Raw genomic sequence first — 21,283 nt, 5'->3', positions numbered from 1 at the left:
CCTGAACTGGTGCGCGGGCGATAGATGCGGGGGCGGGGGTTGTCGAGATTAGTCAGGGTCCTCGACCCGATGCTCGAGCAAATGGGAGCGGACGCGGACCGCCGTCGTGCCCAGCCTGGTCTCGTAGAGGAACACCGCGAAGCCGCCGGCGGTGGTCAGCATCGCGGCGATGAACAGCAGCGCGATTTCGGTCCCGAACTGGAGGCCGACGAGGCGCCCGGCGAACAGCAGGATGACAACGAGGCAGATCAGCACCGCCGCGCTGACCGAGAACAGGACGGCCGCGTTGACGATCCGAATTCGCCGATCGAGCAGGTGGAGTTCCTCGATAATCCGGTCATGTTCGACGCCGCGGCTGGCGAGCAGCCTGGGCTCGAGGTTGCGCGAACGGTCAACGATCCGCGCGAGGCGGCCGACACAGACGTTGAGGAAGGCCCCGATCCCGGCAAGGAGGAACACCGGCGCCACCGCCGACTGGATGACCGTCGCGACTTCGGTGTTGGTCGTGTTGAAATCGGGAATCAGCATCCCCGCGCTATGCACGGCGCGCCGCGAAAATACCAATTAGCGGCGGCGGTAGCGGCCGTTGGAGCTGCTGGTTCCGACCGAAATGGCGACCGCCGCGTTGCAGCCGAGCGGGACGACGGCGGCGCCATAGGTCCCCGAATAGCCGCCGCTGCCCATCTCGACCCCCATTTCGCCATGCGGTTTGGTCGGGCAGGGGCGGGCTTCAGTGATGCCGGTTGCGGGACCTTCGCCGACGCCGCTTTCGCCAACCACCGCATCGGCGGGGCGCTTTCCGGTTTTCGCCAGGATTGCATCGACCTGTTCAGGGGTCAGGCGGCGTTCGGAGGCGGTCGACGACTGCGACGTCTCACTGGCGGCCTGCGGCGTGACGGGGGCGACCCCGGGGACGTTCTGGGCGGCGGCGAGGGTGGGGACCGTAACGAACGCGAGCGCGGCGAGAAACTTGATCATGGCACCGACCTTTCCGAACTGCCCGCCTGCGCCCCGCTTCCTGTCGCGGCGATGAATAGACGCGTTCGATCAGCTATTGGCACGAGAGCAATTTCTTCACGCCGCGCGCGGCCTGGCGCAGGCGCTGCTCGTTTTCGACCAGCGCGATGCGGACAAAGCCCTCGCCTTCCTCGCCGAAGCCGACCCCGGGAGCGACCGCGACATGGGCGTGGGTCAGCAATTGCTTGGAAAATTCCATGCTGCCAAGCTTGGCGAACTGTTCGGGGATCGGCGCCCAGGCGAACATGCTCGCTTGCGGGACGGGGATCGTCCAGCCGGCGTTGGCAAAGCTTTTGACCAGCACATCGCGGCGTTTCTTATAGAGCGCGCGATTTTCGGCGATAATGTCCTGCGGGCCGTTGAGCGCGGCGGTAGCGGCGGCCTGGATCGGGGTGAAGGCGCCATAATCGAGGTAGGATTTGACCCGGGTCAGCGCGCCGATCAGCCGCTTGTTGCCGACCGCAAAGCCCATCCGCCAGCCGGCCATCGAATAGGTCTTGGACATGGACGTGAACTCGACCGCGACCTCCTTCGCGCCCTCGGCCTGGAGGATCGACGGGGTCGGCACCTCGCCGAAGTAAATCTCGGCATAGGCAAGGTCGGAAATGACGATGAGGTCATGCTCGCGCGCGAAGTTCACCAGCCGCTGGTAGAAGGGCAGGTCGGCGACATAGGCGGTCGGGTTTGACGGATAGCCGACGACCAGCACCTTGGGCCGCGGCACGGTATAGCGCATCGCCATTTCGAGCCGGTCGAAGAATTCAGGGCCGGGCGCGGCGGGGATCGACCGGATCGCGGCGCCGGCGATGATGAAGCCGAAGGTATGGATTGGATAGGACGGGTTGGGCGCAAGCACGACGTCGCCAGGCGCGGTGATCGCCTGCGCCAGGTTGGCGAGCCCCTCCTTCGAGCCCAGCGTGACGATGACTTCGCTGTCGGGATCAAGGTCGACGTCCCAGCGGCGCTTGTAATAGGCGGCCTGGGCCTTTCGCAGTCCTGGAATCCCCTTGGACGCCGAGTAGCGGTGCGCGGTTGGCTTTGACGCGACTTCGCACAGTTTTTCGATGACATGCTTCGGCGGGGCGCCGTCGGGGTTGCCCATGCCAAGGTCGATAATGTCCTCGCCGCGCGCGCGCGCCGCGGCCTTCATCGCGTTGACTTCGGCGAAGACATAGGGGGGCAAGCGGCGGATGCGGTAGAATTCTTCGTCCATGGGATCCCGTCTGGCGGATTTTGCTGCGCTGCGGAAGAAAAAAACTAGCGGGCGGTATAGCCGGGAAGTTTTAATCCGCGCGCAATGGCAAGGCCACGAAGCGCGAAAGCCGCGACGAAGGCGACCGCTGCGGCGGGGAGGGCAGGAAGCCCGACGACAGTCAGCGCGACGAACAGCGCCGACGACAGCGCCGCTGCGGTGACATAAATCTCGGGCCGCATCAGGATCGACGGCTCGCCTGCCAGCACGTCGCGGATGATGCCCCCGGCGCAGGCGGTCAGCACCCCCATCGCAAAGGCCGGGATCGGCGCGACGCCATGGCCCAGCGCCTTGGACGCGCCATAAGTCGAGTAAGCGGCGAGACCGAGTGCATCGAACCACAGCAAGGCGCGCTCGTTCCAATGGTGGCGGGCGGTCAGCCAGACGGCGAGCCCGGCGGCGAGGCAGATGCCCAAGGTGATATTCTGGTGCACCCAGAACACCGGCGCGCCGATGAGGAGGTCGCGCAGCGTGCCCCCGCCGACCCCGGTGACGACCGCAAAGAACAGGAAGGTGACCAGGGTCTGGCGGCGCTCGGCGGCGAGCAGCGCGCCTGAAATGGCGAACACCGCCAGCCCGAAATAGTCGAGCAGGTAGAGCGTGTCGGGGATTGACGGAGTGGGGAGGACCGGGGGCATATTTCGTCATTGCGAGGAGCGATGCGACGAATCAACCCAGCGGCGAGAATGGATTGCTTCGCTCCGCTCGCAAAGACGGTTAGGATCGCCCCATGACCGACAAGCCCGACTCCGCCACCACACCCGCCGCCTCCGTCCCCGGGCTCGAGGATTGGCAGCACTGGACGCTCGTCATGGGACGCGCGCAGCAGATGATGATGAATGCCTGGGCCGAGCGCGCGGGCAAAGACGAGGGCGCCCTGCCCACCGCCGCCGCCATCCCGGCAAGCCTGCCCGACCCGATGCCGTGGCTCGCGGCGGGGGCCGAGGCGTGGTCCAAGGGCCTTGAGGCATGGGGCCAGATGCTGACCGGCTTCGAAAAGGCGGGCGAAGTTCGCGACCGCCGCTTCGGCGCGGCCGAATGGCACGACTATCCGTTGTTCGACACCATCCGCCAAACCTATCTCGCCATTTCCGACCAGCTTTTGGGATCGGTCGACAAGATCGATGGCCTCGACGAGGCCGCGCGGCAGAAATTGCGCTTCACGACAAAAAGCTTTGTCGATGCAATGTCGCCGTCCAACTTCGCACTGACCAACCCCGAAGTGATGAAGCGCACGCTGGAGACGAAGGGCGACAATCTGCTCAACGGGCTGAGCAACATGCTGGGCGACATCAAGGCCGGGCAGATGAGCCAGAGCAAGGCCGGGGCGTTCGAGCTTGGCCGCAATTTGGCGATGACCCCGGGCAAGGTGATCCACGAAACGCGCCTATTCCAGCTGATCCATTATGCGCCGACCACGCCCGACGTGCTGGCGACGCCGCTGGTGATTTTCCCGCCGTGGATCAACCGCTTCTACATCCTTGACCTCACGCCCGAAAAATCATTCGTGAAGTGGTGCGTGGGCCAGGGCGTGTCGCTGTTCATGGTCAGCTGGAAATCGGCCGACGAGAGCCTCGCCGACGTGACCCTGGACGATTATGTCGCGGCGCAGATCGAGGCAGTCGACGTGATCCGCGAGGCGCTCGGCGTGCCGGCGGTCCACACCATCGGCTATTGCGTCGCGGGGACGACACTGGCGGCGACGCTGGCACTGCTCGCCGCGCGGGGCGAGGCCGACAAGGTAGCGAGCGTCACCTTCTTCACCGCGCAGGTCGATTTTGCCGACGCCGGGGACCTGACGCTGTTCCTGGGCGACGAGACGATGGGGCTGCTGGGGCAATTGACCGAGGACAAGGGGTATCTCGACGGGCGCTACATGGCGGCGACCTTCAACCTGCTGCGCGGGCGCGACCTGATCTGGTCCTATGTCGTCAATAACTACCTGATGGGGCAGGAGCCGGCGCCGTTCGACCTGCTCCACTGGAACGGCGACACGACCAATTTGCCGGCCTCCTGGCACCGCGATTATCTCGACCGTTTCTACAAGCAGAATTTGCTGGTCAAGGCGGGGGCGATCACGGTCGACGGGACGCCGATCGACCTCAAGAAGATCCGGACTTCGGCCTATATCCAGGCCGGGCGCGAGGATCATATCGCCCCGCCCGAAAGCGTGTGGAAGCTGATGGATTTCCTGTCCGGTCCCAAGCGGTTCGTGCTCGCGGGGTCGGGACATATCGCGGGGGTGGTCAACCCGCCCGCGCTTGGCAAATATCAATATTGGCGCGGGGCCGAGGATGCCAGGAGCCTGGCCTCGTTCGTCGAGGGCGCGACCGAGCATAAGGGCAGCTGGTGGCCCGACTGGATCGAGTGGCTGCGCGAACGGGCGCCGAAAACGGTCGCGGTCAAAGGGGCGCGGGTGCCGGGGATGGGCAAGCACAAGGCAATCGAGGATGCGCCGGGGCGGTTTGTCAAAGCTAGATAATCGCGACGCTTCATCAGGGTCGGATCCGGTCATTGATGACGGGACTGAAGCTCCCCCACGATATCACCCCACGCCAATCCTCGCGCCTTCAGCAACACCGTAAGGTGATAGACCAAATCCGAAGCTTCCGAGATCAGCTCCGCGTCATCGCCGCATCGCCCAGCAAGCGCTGTTTCGACCCCTTCTTCGCCGACCTTTTGCGCGGCTCTTGCGGGGCCTTCGGTTAGAAGTTTCGCGGTGTAGCTGGTGGTAGGGTCGGCGCCTGCTCGGGACTGGATGACGCGTTCCAGCTCGCCGATGAAGCCGACGCCCGGCGCGCCCTGGTCGCCGAAGCAGCTGGTCGTGCCAGTGTGGCAGGTCGGGCCTCTGGGGGTGGCGAGGACGAGTAACGCGTCCTGGTCGCAGTCCATGCGCACCTCGACGAGGTCGAGGATGTTGCCGCTGGTCTCGCCCTTGCGCCACAGCGCGTTCTTCGAGCGGCTGTGGAAGGTGACCATCTTTTCGGCCAGCGTCGCGTCGAGGGCGGCGCGGTCCATGTAACCGAGCATAAGGACTTCGTCCGAGGCGGCGTCCTGGACGATCGCCGGGACCAGGCCGTCCATCTTGGCCCAATCGAGCGTCTTGGGATCGAACTCAGTCACAGGCGAACCTCCACACCCATTGCGCGAAGCTGGGCTTTCAAGTCGGGGATGGCGATGCGGCGGTCGTGGAACACGCTCGCGGCGAGCGCGCCGCTGACGCCTGCGCCGAATGCGTCGGCAAAATGCTGGACCGTGCCGGCGCCGCCCGAAGCGATGACGGGGACGCCCAGCGGGATGATCGCAGCGGTCTGGGCGAGGTCATAGCCCTGGCGCACCCCGTCGCGGTCGATGCAGTTCAACACGATCTCGCCCGCGCCTAGGCGGACGGCTTCGGTCGCCCACGCCACCGTCTCGCGCCCCGCGTCGATCGTCGCTTCGGGCTTGCCGGTATATTGCTTGACGATCCAGCGACCATCAGCCGCCACGAGGCTGTCGATGCCGACGACGACGCACTGCCGCCCGAAGGCGTCGGCCAGTTCGGCGATCAGCTCGGGGCGTTCGAGCGCGGGGGAGTTGACCGAAATCTTGTCGGCGCCGCTTTCGAGCACGCGCGCCGCCTCGTCGACGCTGCGGATCCCGCCCGCGACGCAGAACGGGATGTCTATCACGGCGGCGACGCGGTGGACCCAGGCGGTATCGACCCCGCGGCCTTCGGCGCTGGCGGTGATGTCGTAGAATACGAGTTCGTCGGCGCCCTCGTCGCGATAGCGCAGCGCGAGGTCGACAATGTCGCCGACGTCGCGATGGTCACGGAACTTGACGCCTTTCACCACGCGCCCTTCGGCGACGTCGAGGCAGGGGATGATCCTGGCCGTGGGCATTACGCGTCCGCCGCCTTCAGCGCCTGCTCGACGGTGAAGCGGCCTTCCCACAGCGCCTTGCCGACGATCGCCCCGTCGGCGCCCGACTGGAGCAGGAGCGCCAGGTCGTCGAGGGTCGCGACCCCGCCCGAAGCCTGCAGCGCGACTGCGGGATACCAGTCGACGATCGCCTGAATCAGCGGGATGTTGGGGCCAGTAAGCATTCCGTCGCGACCGATGTCGGTGACGAGCAGGTGGCGCACGGCCGGGAACTGGTCGAGCACCTCGTCGAGACTCTGGCCCGATCCCTCGGCCCAGCCGTGGGTGGCGACCATCGCCTTGCCGCGATCGACGATCTCGCCCGCGATGCGGACATCGAGCGCGAGGGTCAGGCGGTCGGGGCCGAATGTGTCGAGCAGGGCGGTGAAGGCGGGGGGATCGTTGACCGCGAGGCTGCCGACGACGACGCGGGCGACTCCGGCGTCGAGGAGGGCGGCAACGTGATCGGGGGTGCGAATCCCGCCGGCAACCTGCAACTTAAGTGGGGATGCTTTCGCGAGGTCGGCGAGGAGGGCGTGCTGACGGGGTTCCTTGGCGCGGGCACCGTCGAGGTCGACGACGTGCGCCCAGCTTGCCCCGGCATCGGCAAAACGGATCAGCGCATTAGCGGGGGCTTCATCATAGCCCGTCTCACGATCGAAATCGCCTTGGCTCAGGCGGACGCAGCGGCCGGCGATGAGGTCGATGGCGGGATAGAGGATCATGCGCTGAGATAGGCATTCAGAAAGGCGGCGCCGGGTGCGGACGAGCGCTCGGGATGGAATTGCGCGCCCCACAAATGGCCATGGCGAAGCGCGGCAGGGAGGGGATCGGCGTAGGTCATGCGGGCGGCGGTGGCGGGACCGTCGTCGCAGGCGAAGCTGTGGGCGAAATAGACGTGGTCGCCGTCGTTCAGCCCGATGTCCGGGGCGACATCGTGCACGGGCGTCCAGCCCATGTGGGGGATGGGTTTGCCCGGCGCCGGGGCCATCGCGCGGACGCGGCCGGGGACGAGGGCGAGGCACTCGGTGTCGGCCTCGTCCGATCCGTCAAACATCAGCTGCATGCCAAGGCAAATACCGAGGAGGGGCTTGGTGCGGGCGCGAATTGAGTCGACGATCCCGAGAGCATGGAGCTGCTCCATGGCATAGCCCGCTGCCCCGACCCCGGGGAGAACGAGACGTTCGGCGGCGAGGACGTCAGCCGGGGTCTTCACCAGCGCGACCTCGGCGCCAAGCCGGGCAAAGCCGAGGCGGATTGATTCCACATTGCCATAGCCCAGGTCGAGAATGGAGACGGTCAAAGGACCCCCTTGGTGCTGGGCAGCGTATCGCTGCCGCCGACCGACAGCCCCATGCGCAGCGCGCGGCCGAACGCCTTGAAGCAGCCTTCGACCTTGTGGTGGTCATTGTCGCCCTCGACCTTCACATGGATCGCGCAGGCCATCGAATCCGCCAGGCTGCGGAAGATGTGGGGGACCATTTGCGTCGGCAGGCCGCCCACCTCGGGGGTGTCGAAGTGGCCGTCGAACTTGCTGAACGGGCGGCCGGAAAGGTCGATGAGGACCTCGGCGCGGACCTCGTCCATTGGCAGGGCGAAGCCGAAGCGGCCGATCCCGCGCTTGTCGCCGAGCGCCTGCCTCAACGCCGCGCCGAGCGCGAGCGCGATGTCCTCGACGCTGTGGTGGGGGTCGATCTCGAGGTCGCCGGTACAAGCGAGGGTCAGGCTGAACCCGCCGTGCGCCGCGACCTGGTCGAGCATGTGATCGTAGAAGCCAATCCCGGTGTGGATCGAGCGCGGCTCAGACCGGTCGAGGTCGATCGCGACCGCGATGCGGGTCTCCTTTGTGTCGCGGACGAGTTCGGCGCGGCGGCCCGGGCGGGTGGTTTCGGTGAGCCCGAACACCGCGAGCATTGCGGCATTTTCGGCCTCGGTGCCGACCGTGACGCGGACCCCGCCCGGCGCTGCATTGGGGCGGAAGCGGAGGCGGATTCCGGCGGCGGCGAGGCGCTGCGCCAAGGCAGCGGGGTCGGCCACTTCAAGGAACAGGAAGTTGCCGCCGGTGCGGATGCTCTGGATTTCGGGAACGGCGCGGAGCCGGGACGCAAGGGCGTCGCGGTCGGCTTTGAGCCGCGCGATGCGCTCGGCGTGGAGCGGCATCCGCTCGGCCGCCAGCGCGTCAAGAGTCGCGGCGATGGAGAGGCTCGGGAGCGGGTAGGGGGGGGATGCGCGCGACGCCAGTTCGATGATCTCGGGGTCGGCGATGAGGCAACCAATGCGCGCGCCCGCCAAACCATAAGCCTTCGACAGGGTGCGCAGGACGAGAAGGTTGCCCCCTACTTGCGGCACGAGGCTCGGCGTGTCGGCAAACTCGATGTAGGCCTCGTCGGCGACGACCAGTGTGTCCGGGAGCGCCCGCGCGATGGCGAGCACGTCGGCCGGGTCGACCGGAGTGCCGGTCGGGTTGTTGGGGGTGCACAGGAAGAGCAGTTTTGGTTTGGCGTCCACGCACGCCGCGATCACGGCCTCCGCGTCGAATAGCAGGTCATCGGTCAGCCGGGCCGAGATGACCCGCGCGCCCTGCACCCGGGCAAATTGCGCATAGGCCGAGAAGGTCGGCTCGACGATCGCGATGCTGTCGGTGCCGGGGACGCAGAAGGTGCGGATGAGCAGGTCGATCGCGTCGTCGCTGCCGCGCGTCGCCCAAAGCTGCGAAGGCGCGCAGCCGTAGAGGTCGGCGAGGCGCTGGCGGAGCGCGACGGGTTGCGGCTCGGGGTAGCGATTCACCGACGCGGCGATGCTGCCCGCGACCAAGGGCGCGAACGGATTTTCGTTGGCGTCCAGCTTGATCGAGCGGCCGATCGGGGCGCCGCCCGCAGCCGCCGCGGTATCGGTCGGAGGGAGGGCGAGGATCTCCGGGCGGGCGAGGCGCTGGGCGAGCGATATCATGCGCGCAACTCCGCTGCTCTTGCGTGGGCTTCAAGCCCTTCCAACCGCGCCAAGGCAGCAGCTGACGCGGCGACAGCGCGCGACGCGGCGGGGGTGGCGCGGAGCACGCTGACTTCCTTCATGAAACTGAGCACCGTCACTCCGCCATAAGCGCGCGCGGCGCCCCCGGTGGGGAGGACGTGGGACGAGCCGGCGAGATAGTCGCCGAAGCTTTCCGCCACGCCATGCCCGACGAAGATCGCGCCGGCGTTGCGGATGAGGGGGACCAGCGCCTCGGGGTCGGCGACGGCAAGGCTGAGATGCTCGGGCGCCCAGTCGTTGGCGATCGCCACGGCCTCGGCGAGGGTCGGGACGATAACTGCCCTGGCGTGCCCCATCGCGGCGCGCGCGGGAAGAATGTCGGCGAGCTGACGGTCGGCCTCGGCGATCACCCGCTCGGCCAGCGCGGCGTCGGTGGTGACCAGCACGACCTCGGCGTCGGGGTCATGCTCGGCCTGGCTGAGCAAGTCGGCGGCGACGGTCGCGGGATCGGCGCTGGCGTCGGCGATGACAAGCAGCTCGCTCGGTCCCGCGGGAAAATCGATCGCGGGGCCGCCGGGGGTGCTCGCGACCATTGCCTTGGCTGCGGCGACCCACGCATTGCCGGGGCCGGCGATCTTGGCAACGGGCGCGATGTCGCCTGCACCGAAGGCCAGCGCGGCAATCGCCTGCGCCCCGCCGACGGTCCAAATCGCGTCGATCCCGCACATCTCCGCCGCCAGCGCAATCGCCGGGTCGAGCCCGCCGTCGGCGCGCGGCGGGGTGACCACGACGATCTCGCGCACCCCGGCGGCGCGGGCGGGGATGGCGAGCATGAGGAGGGTCGAGAACAGGGGCGCGTTGCCCCCGGGGACGTAGAGCCCGACCCGGTCGATCGCGCGCCACTCCTTGGCGACGGTCAGCCCCGGCATCGTCTCGACCATCGCGTCGCGCGGGCGGGTGCCCTCGTGGAATTTGGTGACATTGGCGAAGGCGAGCTCGACCGCCGCCAGCGTCTCGGCGGGCCATGTCGCGCGGGCTTGCGCGGCGAAGGGCGCGACCTCGACAAGGCGCGGCGGCGCCCGGTCGATCCGCTCCGCTTCGGCGACGAGCGCGTCCCAGCCGCCTTCGCGCACGCGCTGCACAATCGCGGCAACGGCCTCGCGGAAGACGGGGTCCTCGCTCCGCGTCCGGCGATCGAGCGCGCCGGGCTTGTTGGCGACGATACGCATTACAGCATCATCTTTTCGATCGGCATGACCAGGATCGCCGACGCGCCGGCCGCCTTCAATTTCTCCAGCGTCTCCCAGAACACCGATTCCTGGCACACCGCCTGGACCGCATAATGGCCCGGCCGCCCCGCCAGCGGGATCACCGTCGGAGCCTCGGCGCCAGGCAGGATCCGCGCGATTTCGGCAAGCGATTCCTCGGTCGCGTTGAGGACGATATACTTTGATTCTGCGGTCGCGATGACCCCGTTGATGCGGGTCATCAGCGCGGTCGCCCGCTCGGCCAGCGCCGGAGCGACGGGCTTCAGCGTGCGGACCAGCACCGCCTCGCTGGCAAATACGGTTTCAACCGCCGCCAGCCCATTGGCCTCCAGCGTCGCCCCAGTCGAGACGAGGTCGCAGACGAACTTCGCAATGCCGAGGCGCGGGGCGAGCTCGACCGCGCCCTTCATTGTGACGATCTCGGCCTCGATCCCGCGCTCGGCAAGGAAACGCTGGGTGAGGCGCGGATAGCTGGTGGCGATCCGCTGCCCGGCCAGCATCGCCGTCTCATATGCCATGCCCTCCGGCGCCGCGATCTTGAGGCTGCAGCGCCCGAAGCCCAGGCTTGCAACGGTCTCGAAGCGCGGGCTCGCGAACCCCAGCGCATATTCCTCGAGCACATTCTGGCCGCAGATGCCCAGCTCGCACACTCCGTCGGCGACGAAGGTCGGGATGTCGTCGTCGCGGACGAACATCAGGTCGAGCGGAAAATTCTCCGCCCGCGCCGTCAGCGCATTCTTCGCCCCCTGCACGCGAAGGCCAGCACCTTTCAGCAAGTCGCGGCTCTGGTCGCTGAGGCGGCCCGATTTCTGGATGGCGATGTGAAGGCGGCTGCGGTCGGTCACTTGGGCTCTTTCAATTTGTCGAGCGAGAGGCGGTCGAGCAGCAGGCGGTATCCGCCGTTCTGCTCCTCTTTCAAGAACCGCGCGACCCGCACGATGGTGGTCGTGCTGACCCCCGTCGCATCGTGGATTTCGCGATAGGTAAGCTGCCCCGCATCGAGCAATCGGGCCACCTGCCACCGCTCGGCCAAGGTGCGGATTTCGGCCGGGGTGCACAGGTCGCGAAGCAGCGCCCGCGCCTCATCGTCCGAGCGAAGCGCGGCCAGCACGGCGGCAAGGTCCTCGACGGGACGGGCGGGAGCGGCGGCGGTCATATTGTTACAGCATGATAGAACAATGATACGGCAGATGCAAGTGGCGCCGCGCCGGGTTGGCCGATATATGCCCGTCATGGACGTCATCATCTATCATAATCCTGCGTGCGGCACGTCGCGCAACACGCTCGGCTTGATCCGTAACAGCGGGGTCGAACCCCATATCATCGACTATCTAAAGTGCCCGCCGAGCCGCGCGATGATCGAAAGCCTGGTCAAGCGGATCGGCACCGGGGCGCGTTCGCTGCTGCGCGAGAAGGGCACGCCGTTCGCCGAGCTCGGTCTGGGCGACCCCTCGCTGTCCGATGCGGCGTTGATCGACGCAATGGTGGCGCACCCGATCTTGATGAACCGCCCGGTTGTAGTGTCGCTCAAGGGGGTCAAGCTGTGCCGCCCATCGGAGCAGGTGCTTGACCTCTTGCCCCCGCAACAGGGGGCATTTCTCAAGGAAGACGGCGACATCGTCGTGCCTGCCGAACCCCCCGCGGCATGACCCCGCCGCTGCCGCGCCGCCTGGTCGCCGAAGCGCTTGGCTCGTTCCTGTTGTTTGCCACCGTCGTCGGCTCGGGGATCATGGGCGAGGCGCTGGCGGGCGGCAATGATGCGGTCGCACTGCTCGGCAATACCGCCGCGACGGGGGCGATGCTGTTCGTGCTGATCACCATGCTTGGCCCGATTTCGGGGGCGCATATGAACCCCGCCGTGTCGATCGTCGCGGCGATCCGGGGCGATTTGCCGGCCCGCGATGCTGCTGCTTATTCGCTCGTCCAGCTTGGTGCCGGGATCCTTGGCGTGTGGTGCGTGCATTTGATGTTCGAACTTCCGATCGTGCAGTTTTCGGTCAAGGCGCGCAGCGGCATCGGCCAGGCGGCAAGCGAGGCGCTGGCGACGTTCGGGTTGATCTTGACGATCCTCGGCACCGTCCGCCATCGCCCTTGCCGCAGTCCCGGCGTCGGTCGCCCTATACATTACCGCAGCCTATTGGTTCACCTCGTCGACCAGTTTCGCCAACCCCGCGATCACCGTCGCGCGAAGCCTCAGCAACAGTTTCGCCGGAATTTCCCCGGCGGACGTCCCGCTGTTCGTCGCGGCACAGTTGGCGGGGGCGGGACTGGCCGCGCTGGTCGCCCATTATCTGTTCGACGGCGACGCGCCTGAAAAATCCTGAGTTGACAAAAGATATCCCGTTCGCGCATTTGGCCGCCATGTCGATCAACTCGCTCAGCAGCCTGACCTGGTGGCGCTCCTCGCAACGATGGCGCGCGCGCGGTTGATTCTCGTCTTGTGACGATGTCCCCGGGTCCGCGTTTCGCGGGCCTTTTTTTTCGCCATTTGCGCTCAGGAAATTTCCAATGATCATCGTAATGAAGCCCAATGTCCCTGACGAGGCGGTCCAGGAACTGCTCGAGCGGATCGAGGCCAAGGGCCTTCGCCCGCTGCACATGCCGGGCAGCGAGCGGGTCGTGCTCGGCGCGCTTGGCGACGAGCGCGTCCTGGCAGATCTCGCGCTCGAAAATCACCCCTATGTCGAGGCGGTCAAGCCGATCCTGGCGCCCTACAAGCTGGTCAGCCGCGAGCTTCATCCGCACGACACGATCGTCAATATCGGCGGGGTCAGCATCGGCGGCAGCCGGTTTGCGCTCATCGCCGGACCCTGCGCGGTCGAGAACGAGACCCAGCTGCTGGCCAGCGCCAAAGCCGCGAAAGCCGGCGGCGCGCGGATCCTTCGCGGCGGCGCGTTCAAGCCGCGCACCTCGCCCTATTCCTTCCAGGGCCATGGCGGCGACGCGCTCCTGTTGCTCGCCGAGGTCGGCAAGCAGGTCGGCATGCCGGTCGTCACCGAGGTGCTCGAAAGCAGCGATGTCGAACTCGTCGCGCGCCATGCCGACGCGATCCAGGTCGGCGCGCGCAACATGCAGAATTTTTCGCTGTTGAAGGCGGTTGGCCAGACGCGAACCCCGGTCGTGCTGAAACGCGGCATGTCGGCCACGGTCGAGGATTTGCTGCTGGCGGCGGAATATATCCTGGCCGAGGGCAATGACCAGGTCGTGCTGTGCGAGCGTGGCATCCGCACGTTCGAAACGGCGACGCGCAACACGCTCGACCTTTCGGCCGTGCCGTTGCTCAAGATGAAGAGTCATTTGCCGGTGGTGGTTGACCCAAGCCACGGCACGGGCATTCGCAGCCTGGTCACGCCGATGGCGCTGGCGGGGGCTGCGGTCGGGGCCGACGGGCTGATGATCGAAGTGCATTACGACCCGACGGTCGCGCTGTGCGACGGGGCGCAATCGCTTTATCCGGCGCAGTTCGAGGCGCTCGGCAAGCAGCTGGCGCAACTCCTGCCGGTGGTCGGGCGCAACCTGTGAGCACATTGGGCGCCGGAACCGCAGCAAGCCTCGTCCGGCGCCTCGCCGGGCCGGTCGTCGCGCGTGACCTCCACGCCGCGCTGCTCGCCGACGGCAAGGGCACCCCGCCATTGTTCATCCAGCGGACCGGCGGCCCCGCGCTGATCGTCGAGGCGGCGGCGATCAAGGCAGTGTGCCGCGGGCAGGAGGTCGTGCTGACCGCGCTGACCGAGAGTGGGCGCGTGGCGCTTGCCGGGCTCTCGGCCGTGCTCGGCGACGCCATTGCGACACGCGCCGATGATCGGCTGGTGGCGCGCTTCACCCGCTGCGACGCGCCGGAGGAATTTGACCGTGCCCACGCCAGATCACCGTTCGATGTCCTGCGCGCGCTGGCCTTCGGCCACGTTCCGCAGGACCGCGACGAACCCTTTGCGCTGACCGCAGCCGGGGTCGTTGGCTTCGACCATGTCGACCTGTTCGAGGATCTGCCGGCAGGACCAACGAGCGACTTCCCCGATTATGTCTTCTGGCTCGCCGAAAGCCTGGTGGTGGTCGATGCGACCGGCGCCGGTCGGCTGATCTGCACCGCCTTTGGCAGCGACGATGCCACCACGGCGCATCGCCAGCGCAGCCTTGCCCAGGAAAGGCTCTCCAACTTCTCCGCCCGGATCGACTTCGCGCGCGAGATTGGCGCCCCCGCGATGGTCGCTGAAGGATCGGGCGAGGCCGAAGTGACGACCGATCTCGACGACGCCGGCTATGCCGATGTGGTCGCGCGTCTCAAGGATAATGTCGCCGCCGGGGACGTCTTCCAGGTCGTGCCGAGCCGGGCCTTTCGCACCCCCTGCGCCGATCCTGCTGCCGCCTTCGCGCGCCTCGCCGCCGCCGATCCCAGCCGCTACCTGTTCTTCGTCGACAGCGAATTTGGCACGCTGTTCGGCGCCTCGCCCGAGACCGCGGTCGCCGTCCGCCGCGATGGCGACGAGCGGATCGTCGTCGTCACCCCGATCGCCGGCACCCGCCCGCGCGGAAAGACAATCGACGAGGACGACCGGATGGAGGCCGACCTTCGCCTCGATGCGAAGGAAGTCGCCGAGCATATGATGCTGGTCGACCTGGCCCGCAACGACGTCGCGCGGGTCGCCGAGCCGGGCACCCGCCGCGTCGCGACCCTGCTGTCGGTAGAGCGGTTCGCTCGCGTCATGCACCTCGTCAGCCGCGTCGAAGGCCGCCTCGAAACCGACCGCGACGCAATTGACGCGCTGATCGCCTGCGTCACGTGCGGGACGTTGAGCGGGGCGCCGAAATTGCGCGCGCTCGAACTGATCCGCGCGGCCGAAACCAGCGCCCGCGGTCCCTATGGCGGCGCGGTCGGCTGGATCGCGAGTGACGGCAGCATGGATACGAGCATCGTCATCCGCTCGGCGCTGGTGGTCGACGGCATCGCCGAAGTCCGCGCCGGGGCAGGGGTCGTCCATGACAGCGACCCGGTTTCCGAAACGGCCGAAACCCGCCAGAAAGCGAGTGCAATCCTCGCCGCGATCAAGGGTTTTTCGTTTCACGCAAAGGTTGCAGCATGAAAATCTTGCTGATCGACAATCGGGACAGTTTCACCTTCAACCTGGCCGATAGCTGCGCCCGGCTCGGTGCCTATGTGAAGGTCGTCCGCAACAGCATTTCGGCGTCCGCCGCGCTCGATCGCGCCCGGCGCGAGGGGATGATGATCATGCTTTCCCCCGGCCCCGGCCACCCGCGCGACGCCGGCTGCTGCATGGAATTGATCGCGCTGGCCAAGGGCCGCGTTCCGCTCATCGGTATCTGCCTCGGCCATCAGGCGATGGTGCTCGAAGCCGGGGGCACGGTCGAGCGCGCCGCGGCCATTGTCCATGGCAAGACCAGCCTGATGCGCCACGACGGGCAGGGGCCCTTCGCCGGGCTGCCCAACCCGCTCGCCGTCGGCCGCTACCATTCGTTGTGCACGCCAAACCCCCCGGCCAATTTCACCGTCCATGGCGAGATCAATGGGATGGCGATGGCGATCAGCGACGAGAAGGCCCTTCAGGTCGGGCTTCAATTCCATCCCGAATCGATCCTCACCCCGATGGGCGATCCGCTGCTGGCCAACATCCTGGCGTGGGCCGCCACCAAGGTTCCGGAGCCCGTCCTATGACCTTCCTCGACCTTGGACCCGTCCCCAATCCGCTCCCCAAATTGCTCTCGGGCGAGGATCTCCCGATCGAGGATAGCCAGCACCTGTTCGAACGCCTCGTGCTCGGCAAGCTCGAACCCGCCGAGATTGCCGCGACCCTCGTCGCGCTGCGGATGAAGGGCGAGACCGTCGATGAAATGATCGGAGCGGCGACAGCGTTGCTCGAAGCGGCGCTGCCGTTCGATCGCCCCGACTATCTCTACGCAGATTGCTGCGGGACCGGCGGCGATGGTTCGGGTCTGATCAATGTCTCGACCGCTGCGGGCTTCGTCGCCGCTGCCTGCGGGCTGCCGATTGCCAAGCATGGCAATCGCTCGGTCAGCTCGAAATGCGGCTCGGCCGACGTCCTCGAAGCGTTGGGGGCGAGGATCGAAGTCGATCCCGCGCTTGGCCGCCGAAACCTCGATGATACCGGCTTCTGTTTCCTCTACGCGCCGATGTATCACCCGGGGATGAAGCATGCCGCGCTCGTCCGCCGTCAGTTGCAGGTGCGTACCGTGATGAACCTGCTCGGCCCGTGCGTGAACCCGGCGCGGCCCCCGGTGCAATTGCTCGGGGTCGCCGATCCGCGCCTGCTCCGCCGCATCGCCCAGACGCTCGCCGCGATGGGGGCGAAGGAAGCCCTTGTGGTCCATGGCTCCGGGCTCGACGAGGTTGCGCTTCATGGCGAAACTCGTGCCATCCGCCTGTCGGGCGGCGAACTTCACGAACTTTGCATCACCCCCGAGGACGCAGGACTGGAACGCGCGCCGTTGACCGCCGTGACGGGCGGCAATGCGCCCGAAAACGCCGCCCGCCTACGCCAGCTGCTCGACGGCCGGGGGGAGCCCGCCGAGAGCGATATTGTCGCCCTCAACGCTGGTGCGCTATTGATGACCGCAGGGTGCGCGAACAATCTTCGCGACGGAACCGGGCAGGCGCTCGACGCGCTCGGATCGGGCGCGGCGGGACGGGTCCTTGATCATTGGGTGGAGGCAAGCCGTGGCTGATGTGCTGGGCGAAATCGTCGCGGCGAAGCGGATCGACGTCGCCGCGCGGTTCGGTAACCGGACCGCCGATGACCTGCGCGCCGGGGTCGAGCCGACGACGCGCAGCCTCGCCGCCGCTTTGTCCCAGCCCGGCGCGCGCTTCATCATGGAAGTCAAGCGCGCCTCGCCCTCGGGGCACCGCAGCACTGTCGATCCCGCCGACGTCGCGCGCGCCTACACCGGGGTCTCCGACGCCATCAGCGTGCTGACCGACGGCCCTTATTTCGGCGGCTCGATCGACGATCTGCGCACCGTCCGCGCAATCTTCGACGGGCCGATCCTGGCCAAGGATTTCGTGGTCGACCCGCGCCAGCTAATCGAAGCGCGCGCCGCCGGGGCCGATGCCGCCTTGGCGATGCTGTCGGTACTGACCGATGCCGAAGCTTCCGCCGTCTATGCTGAGGCGCAACGGCTGGGCATGGATGTCATCACCGAAGTTCATGACGAGGAAGAACTCGCCCGAGCCAAGTCCCTCGACGCCAAAATCATCGGCATCAACAACCGCGACTTGAAGACCCTCACCACCGACCTCGCCGTCACCATGCGCCTCGCCCCCCTCGCCCCGCCCGACGCCATTCTCATCTCCGAATCAGGCATCGCCACCCGCGCCGATGTCGAGCGGCTCGGCCGCCACGTTGACGCCTTCCTCGTCGGCTCATCGCTGATGGCCGCGCCCGATGTCCGCGAGGCCGCGCGCGCGCTGGTCTTCGGCCGGGTCAAGATTTGCGGCCTCGCGCGCGACGAGGATGTCGCGCTCGCCGCCGCACTTGGCGCCACCCACGCCGGTTTTATCCTTGCCCCCGGCACGCCGCGCGCGCTGACCGAGGCGCAGGCCGCGCCGCTGGTCAAACACGCGCGCAGCCTCGGCCTTACCCCCGTCGGCGTGTTCCGCGACGCCGATCCCGAGATGGTCGCCAACCTTGCCGAAGACCTCGGCCTCGCCGCGGTCCAGCTCCACGGAGGCGCGGGCTATTCGGCCATCGCCCGGATCAAGCGCAGCTTTGCCGGCGAAGTCTGGGCAGTCAGCCGCGACGGCGCCGAGGCGGTGTGCGACGCCGCCGACCGCACCCTGTTCGACAGCGGGACCGGAGGAACCGGGCAGACGTTCGACTGGACCCTGCTCGACGGCCGCCGCGACCTCGCCACCGCCTTCCTCGCCGGAGGAATCACCCCCGCCAACGCCGCCGCCGCCGCTCGCGTCGGGACCTACGGCATCGACCTCAGTTCGGGCGTCGAAGCCCAGCCCCGCATCAAGGATCCCGTCAAGATGGCCGCTCTGTTCACTGCCCTCCGCCCCGCCAGCAGGGCCCGTTAGATGCGCCAGTCCGGCCGCTTCGGGCGCTTCGGCGGCGCTTACGTCCCCGAAATCCTCGTCCCCGCGCTCGAACAGCTCGAGGCGGCGTTCCTTGATGCGCAGGAAGACGAGGCGTTCAACGCCGAGCTCCAGAACCTGCTCACCACCTATGCCGGGCGCCCGACCCCGCTGACCCGCTGCCGCAACCTCGGCAGCGAGCGCACCCGCATCTATCTGAAACGCGAAGACCTGATCCACGGCGGGGCACACAAGACCAACCAGACGCTGGCGCAGGCGCTGCTGGCGAAGCGCATGGGCAAGACCAAGCTGATCGCCGAGACCGGGGCCGGCCAGCACGGCGTTGCCACCGCGCTCGCCGGGGCGCTGTTCGGGATGGAGACCAAAATCTACATGGGCGCCGAGGATATTGCGCGCCAGTCCCTCAATGTCTTCCGCATGGAGCTGATGGGCGCGACCGTGGTCCCCGTCGTGTCGGGTTCCAAGACCCTCAAGGACGCGGTCAACGAGGCATTGCGCGACTGGACCGCCAGCTTCGCCGACACCCATTATATCCTCGGCACCGCCGCCGGGCCGCACCCGTTTCCGCTGATGGTCCGTGAGTTTCAGCGCGTCATCGGCAAGGAATCCCGCGAGCAGATCCTCGAGATCGAGGGCCGCCTGCCCGACGCGGTCATCGCCTGTGTCGGCGGCGGGTCGAACGCGATCGGCATCTTCGCCGACTTTGTCGCCGACGAAGCGGTCCGGCTGATCGGAGTCGAACCCGCCGGAAGGGGCCTCCACGGCCACGAGCATGGCGCGACGATCCTGCGCGGATCGCCCGGCATTCTCCACGGCGCCTCGACCCTGCTGCTCCAGGACAGCGACGGGCAAGTGGCCGAAAGCTGGTCAATTTCGGCCGGGCTCGATTATCCCGGGGTCGGCCCGGAACACGCCCATCTGAAGGATATCGGCCGCGCCGAATATGTCGGCTGCGAGGACCAGGCCGCGCTCGACGCGTTCGTCCTGCTCGCGCGGAAGGAGGGCATCGTCTGCGCCTTCGAAAGCGCCCACGCGCTGTCCCACGCACTTGAAATGGCGAAGGCCGATGAAGACCAGATCCTCCTCATCAACCTGTCGGGGCGCGGCGACAAGGACATGACCCAGGCGCGGGAGTTGCTCAAGTGAGCCGCCCCGAGCATCGGCCGTTGAGCCGCTACACCGAGATGTTTCAGCGCCTCGCCCAGCGCAATGAAGCCGCGTTCGGCGCCTTCCTCATGCTCGGTGATCCCGATCCCGAAACCAGCGCGGCGCACCTCGACGCCTGCGCCAATGGCGGCGCCGACATGATCGAGGTCGGCATCCCGTTCAGCGATCCCGTCGCCGACGGCCCGGTCATCCAGGCCGCCTCCATCCGCGCGCTGGCCAATGGCGCCCGGGTCGATGACGCCTTCGCCCGCATCGCCGAATTGCGTGCGAAACATCCCGCCATCCCGATCGGCATCCTGACCTACGCCAACCTGCTCGCGGCGCGCGGCGAGGCCCGGTTCATGGCGGATGCCAAGGCGTGCGGCGCCGACTCGATCCTCATCGCCGACGTGCCCAGCCTTGAGGCGAAACCCTATGCCGCCTGGGCGCGCGAGGCCGGGCTCGACCTCGTCATGATCGCCGCGACCAACACCGCCGCCGACAAGCTCGCGACCATCGCCGCCTTGTCCTCGGGCTACACCTATTGCGTCGCACGCGCCGGGGTCACCGGGATGCGCGATGCCTTGTCGCTCGATCACGCCGCGCTGTTCGCCGGACTGGCCGACGCGGGTGCCCCGCCGCCGGTGCTCGGCTTCGGCATTTCGACCCCCGATCATGTTCGCGCCGCGGTCGCCTCGGGCGTCGCGGGGGTCATCAGCGGCTCGGCAATTGTCGCGCTGGTGACCGAAGCGGACTCCACCACGAAGATCGAGGCGTTCGTCGCCCAGATGAAAGCCGCGACGGCACGCTGAATCATACCGCAACCGAAACCAGCGCGCTTCGTTCAACGGCGGTGTATTCAGGGGACCTTTCGCCGCGCGACCGCGCCGGGCCGATCATCGCGGTGGTCGCGGTCCATGTCGGGCTGGCGTTCATGCTGCTCGGCATGGCGGGGCACCTGACCCCGGCGGCGTTGCAGGACAGCCTCAAAGTGTTCGACGTCCGCGAGGTCCCTCCGCCTCCGCCCGAAGTCCAGCCGCCGCCGCTTAAGCCGAAACCAAAGCCCAACCCCGCCTCGGCCAAGCCGAAAGCCGCTGCCCCCCCGGCCAAAAAGGCCGAGGCAACCCCCATCGTGCTGCCCAAGCCGCGCGTCGTCATCCCTGTCCCGCGCACCGTCGCCGTCGCACCCAAGGCCGGCACCGGCGCCGCCCCGTCGCAAGGCGCCTCGACCGCCGGCACCGGCACCGGCGCGGGCGGCACCGGATCGGGCACCGGCGGCGGAGGCAATGGCAATGGCGCGGGCGGAGACGGCGACGACGGCACCGGCACCCACCCGCGTCCGCTGTTCCGCCCGCTCAACCCGCGCGGCTTCCCCCGGGCGCTGGTCGAACCATTGCCTCCCGGCGCACGCGTCCTGATCATCTTCACCGTGCAACTCGACGGCAGCATCACCGGCTGCTCGGTCCGCCAGTCGAGCGGCAGCGCCGGGCTCGACGCGCTCGTCTGCCAGGTCGCGACCCAGCGCTTTCGCTACGAACCCGCGCGCCACGTCGATGGGCGGCCTTATGTCGCCAAGTCGGCCTATATGCAGGTTTTCTGACCCGGCTGGACAGCGTCTGCGCAAACGCTAGGTTCGCCCCGACAAGGGGAACTGACC

Annotated in this window: 22 protein-coding genes and 1 pseudogene; 11 read left to right on the top strand and 12 right to left on the bottom strand. The window is 67.6% G+C overall.

Annotated features, from left to right (window positions below):
• Positions 1–48 precede the first annotated feature (48 nt).
• From U1700_RS01730 to U1700_RS01715, 4 genes are all read right to left on the bottom strand, one after another.
• The gene (locus U1700_RS01730; RefSeq protein WP_332749603.1) at positions 49–528 is read right to left on the bottom strand and encodes a DUF2721 domain-containing protein; all 480 of its coding nucleotides are present in this window, start codon (positions 526–528) and stop codon (positions 49–51) included.
• 36 nt (positions 529–564) lie between these two features.
• Positions 565–978 (bottom strand): hypothetical protein, encoded by a 414-nt coding sequence (locus U1700_RS01725; protein ID WP_332749601.1) that lies wholly within the window; start codon positions 976–978, stop codon positions 565–567.
• Between the two features lie 73 nt (positions 979–1,051).
• Entirely contained in the window at positions 1,052–2,230 is a 1,179-nt protein-coding gene (locus tag U1700_RS01720; RefSeq protein WP_332749598.1) for an LL-diaminopimelate aminotransferase, read from the bottom strand.
• A gap of 44 nt (positions 2,231–2,274) precedes the next feature.
• Positions 2,275–2,907 carry a trimeric intracellular cation channel family protein gene (locus tag U1700_RS01715; protein ID WP_332749596.1) on the bottom strand — a complete coding sequence of 211 codons (633 nt, stop codon included), beginning with the start codon at positions 2,905–2,907 and terminating at the stop codon, positions 2,275–2,277.
• A 92-nt stretch (positions 2,908–2,999) separates the two neighbouring features.
• Here U1700_RS01715 and U1700_RS01710 point away from each other — a divergent pair, with 92 nt between their 5' ends.
• Positions 3,000–4,751, top strand: a complete 1,752-nt coding sequence (locus tag U1700_RS01710) for a PHA/PHB synthase family protein (protein WP_332749594.1) — start codon at positions 3,000–3,002, stop codon at positions 4,749–4,751.
• Positions 4,752–4,780: 29 nt separating this feature from the next.
• Here the strand turns inward: U1700_RS01710 and hisIE are convergent, their stop codons facing one another.
• The 8 genes from hisIE to U1700_RS01670 are packed head-to-tail and all read right to left on the bottom strand — an operon-like array spanning position 4,781 to position 11,565.
• Positions 4,781–5,392 (bottom strand): bifunctional phosphoribosyl-AMP cyclohydrolase/phosphoribosyl-ATP diphosphatase HisIE, encoded by a 612-nt coding sequence (gene hisIE, locus U1700_RS01705; RefSeq protein ID WP_332749591.1) that lies wholly within the window; start codon positions 5,390–5,392, stop codon positions 4,781–4,783.
• The gene (hisF, locus tag U1700_RS01700; RefSeq protein WP_332749589.1) at positions 5,389–6,153 is read right to left on the bottom strand and encodes an imidazole glycerol phosphate synthase subunit HisF; all 765 of its coding nucleotides are present in this window, start codon (positions 6,151–6,153) and stop codon (positions 5,389–5,391) included. Before hisF ends, hisIE begins: the two co-directional genes overlap by 4 nt.
• Positions 6,153–6,896: a 1-(5-phosphoribosyl)-5-[(5-phosphoribosylamino)methylideneamino]imidazole-4-carboxamide isomerase gene (locus U1700_RS01695; protein ID WP_332749587.1), complete on the bottom strand. Its 744-nt coding sequence runs from the start codon at positions 6,894–6,896 to the stop codon at positions 6,153–6,155. Before U1700_RS01695 ends, hisF begins: the two co-directional genes overlap by 1 nt.
• A complete protein-coding gene (hisH, locus tag U1700_RS01690) occupies positions 6,893–7,474 on the bottom strand; it encodes an imidazole glycerol phosphate synthase subunit HisH (protein WP_332749586.1) in 582 nt (193 codons plus the stop codon). Before hisH ends, U1700_RS01695 begins: the two co-directional genes overlap by 4 nt.
• A complete protein-coding gene (gene hisC / locus U1700_RS01685; protein WP_332749584.1) occupies positions 7,471–9,120 on the bottom strand; it encodes a histidinol-phosphate transaminase in 1,650 nt (549 codons plus the stop codon). The genes hisH and hisC overlap by 4 nt, the downstream gene beginning before the upstream one ends.
• Complete coding sequence (gene hisD, locus U1700_RS01680) at positions 9,117–10,370, bottom strand: histidinol dehydrogenase (RefSeq protein WP_332749582.1); 1,254 nt, start codon at positions 10,368–10,370, stop codon at positions 9,117–9,119. Before hisD ends, hisC begins: the two co-directional genes overlap by 4 nt.
• Positions 10,370–11,254, bottom strand: coding sequence for an ATP phosphoribosyltransferase (hisG, locus tag U1700_RS01675; RefSeq protein ID WP_332749580.1), 885 nt, complete (start codon positions 11,252–11,254; stop codon positions 10,370–10,372). Before hisG ends, hisD begins: the two co-directional genes overlap by 1 nt.
• Complete coding sequence (locus tag U1700_RS01670; protein WP_332749578.1) at positions 11,251–11,565, bottom strand: YerC/YecD family TrpR-related protein; 315 nt, start codon at positions 11,563–11,565, stop codon at positions 11,251–11,253. Before U1700_RS01670 ends, hisG begins: the two co-directional genes overlap by 4 nt.
• Before the next feature lie 76 nt (positions 11,566–11,641).
• Here U1700_RS01670 and arsC point away from each other — a divergent pair, with 76 nt between their 5' ends.
• The 10 genes and pseudogenes from arsC (at position 11,642) to U1700_RS01620 (ending at position 21,226) form a co-directional block, all read left to right on the top strand.
• A complete protein-coding gene (arsC, locus tag U1700_RS01665) occupies positions 11,642–12,058 on the top strand; it encodes an arsenate reductase (glutaredoxin) (protein ID WP_332749577.1) in 417 nt (138 codons plus the stop codon).
• A pseudogene (locus U1700_RS01660) lies at positions 12,055–12,733 on the top strand (aquaporin). Before arsC ends, U1700_RS01660 begins: the two are co-directional and overlap by 4 nt.
• Before the next feature lie 184 nt (positions 12,734–12,917).
• Entirely contained in the window at positions 12,918–13,931 is a 1,014-nt protein-coding gene (gene aroF, locus U1700_RS01655) for a 3-deoxy-7-phosphoheptulonate synthase (protein ID WP_332749576.1), read from the top strand.
• On the top strand, positions 13,928–15,490 hold the full coding sequence (locus tag U1700_RS01650) for an anthranilate synthase component 1 (protein ID WP_332749575.1): 1,563 nt from the start codon (positions 13,928–13,930) through the stop codon (positions 15,488–15,490). The genes aroF and U1700_RS01650 overlap by 4 nt, the downstream gene beginning before the upstream one ends.
• Positions 15,487–16,080, top strand: coding sequence for an aminodeoxychorismate/anthranilate synthase component II (locus U1700_RS01645; RefSeq protein ID WP_332749574.1), 594 nt, complete (start codon positions 15,487–15,489; stop codon positions 16,078–16,080). Before U1700_RS01650 ends, U1700_RS01645 begins: the two co-directional genes overlap by 4 nt.
• The gene (gene trpD, locus U1700_RS01640) at positions 16,077–17,108 is read left to right on the top strand and encodes an anthranilate phosphoribosyltransferase (protein ID WP_332749573.1); all 1,032 of its coding nucleotides are present in this window, start codon (positions 16,077–16,079) and stop codon (positions 17,106–17,108) included. The genes U1700_RS01645 and trpD overlap by 4 nt, the downstream gene beginning before the upstream one ends.
• Entirely contained in the window at positions 17,101–18,462 is a 1,362-nt protein-coding gene (trpCF, locus tag U1700_RS01635; protein ID WP_332749571.1) for a bifunctional indole-3-glycerol-phosphate synthase TrpC/phosphoribosylanthranilate isomerase TrpF, read from the top strand. Before trpD ends, trpCF begins: the two co-directional genes overlap by 8 nt.
• A complete protein-coding gene (gene trpB, locus U1700_RS01630) occupies positions 18,463–19,626 on the top strand; it encodes a tryptophan synthase subunit beta (RefSeq protein ID WP_332749569.1) in 1,164 nt (387 codons plus the stop codon).
• Positions 19,623–20,438: a tryptophan synthase subunit alpha gene (trpA, locus tag U1700_RS01625; RefSeq protein WP_332749568.1), complete on the top strand. Its 816-nt coding sequence runs from the start codon at positions 19,623–19,625 to the stop codon at positions 20,436–20,438. Before trpB ends, trpA begins: the two co-directional genes overlap by 4 nt.
• A 41-nt stretch (positions 20,439–20,479) precedes the next feature.
• Entirely contained in the window at positions 20,480–21,226 is a 747-nt protein-coding gene (locus U1700_RS01620) for an energy transducer TonB family protein (protein WP_332749567.1), read from the top strand.
• Positions 21,227–21,283: the final 57 nt, after the last annotated feature.

The organism is Sphingomonas sp. RB1R13 (assembly GCF_036663775.1).
Lineage (GTDB): Bacteria > Pseudomonadota > Alphaproteobacteria > Sphingomonadales > Sphingomonadaceae > Sphingomicrobium.
This window is presented reverse-complemented; position numbering and strand designations above follow the sequence as displayed.

Bases quoted from the DNA above. Each gene is read 5' to 3' on its own strand.
- U1700_RS01730 (WP_332749603.1), bottom strand. From the start codon at position 528: ATGCTGATTCCCGATTTCAACACGACCAACACCGAAGTCGCGACGGTC.
- U1700_RS01725 (WP_332749601.1), bottom strand. From the start codon at position 978: ATGATCAAGTTTCTCGCCGCGCTCGCGTTCGTTACGGTCCCCACCCTC.
- U1700_RS01720 (WP_332749598.1), bottom strand. From the start codon at position 2,230: ATGGACGAAGAATTCTACCGCATCCGCCGCTTGCCCCCCTATGTCTTC.
- U1700_RS01715 (WP_332749596.1), bottom strand. From the start codon at position 2,907: ATGCCCCCGGTCCTCCCCACTCCGTCAATCCCCGACACGCTCTACCTG.
- U1700_RS01710 (WP_332749594.1), top strand. From the start codon at position 3,000: ATGACCGACAAGCCCGACTCCGCCACCACACCCGCCGCCTCCGTCCCC.
- hisF (WP_332749589.1), bottom strand. From the start codon at position 6,153: ATGCCCACGGCCAGGATCATCCCCTGCCTCGACGTCGCCGAAGGGCGC.
- U1700_RS01695 (WP_332749587.1), bottom strand. From the start codon at position 6,896: ATGATCCTCTATCCCGCCATCGACCTCATCGCCGGCCGCTGCGTCCGC.
- hisC (WP_332749584.1), bottom strand. From the start codon at position 9,120: ATGATATCGCTCGCCCAGCGCCTCGCCCGCCCGGAGATCCTCGCCCTC.
- hisD (WP_332749582.1), bottom strand. From the start codon at position 10,370: ATGCGTATCGTCGCCAACAAGCCCGGCGCGCTCGATCGCCGGACGCGG.
- U1700_RS01670 (WP_332749578.1), bottom strand. From the start codon at position 11,565: ATGACCGCCGCCGCTCCCGCCCGTCCCGTCGAGGACCTTGCCGCCGTG.
- arsC (WP_332749577.1), top strand. From the start codon at position 11,642: ATGGACGTCATCATCTATCATAATCCTGCGTGCGGCACGTCGCGCAAC.
- aroF (WP_332749576.1), top strand. From the start codon at position 12,918: ATGATCATCGTAATGAAGCCCAATGTCCCTGACGAGGCGGTCCAGGAA.
- U1700_RS01645 (WP_332749574.1), top strand. From the start codon at position 15,487: ATGAAAATCTTGCTGATCGACAATCGGGACAGTTTCACCTTCAACCTG.
- trpD (WP_332749573.1), top strand. From the start codon at position 16,077: ATGACCTTCCTCGACCTTGGACCCGTCCCCAATCCGCTCCCCAAATTG.
- trpB (WP_332749569.1), top strand. From the start codon at position 18,463: ATGCGCCAGTCCGGCCGCTTCGGGCGCTTCGGCGGCGCTTACGTCCCC.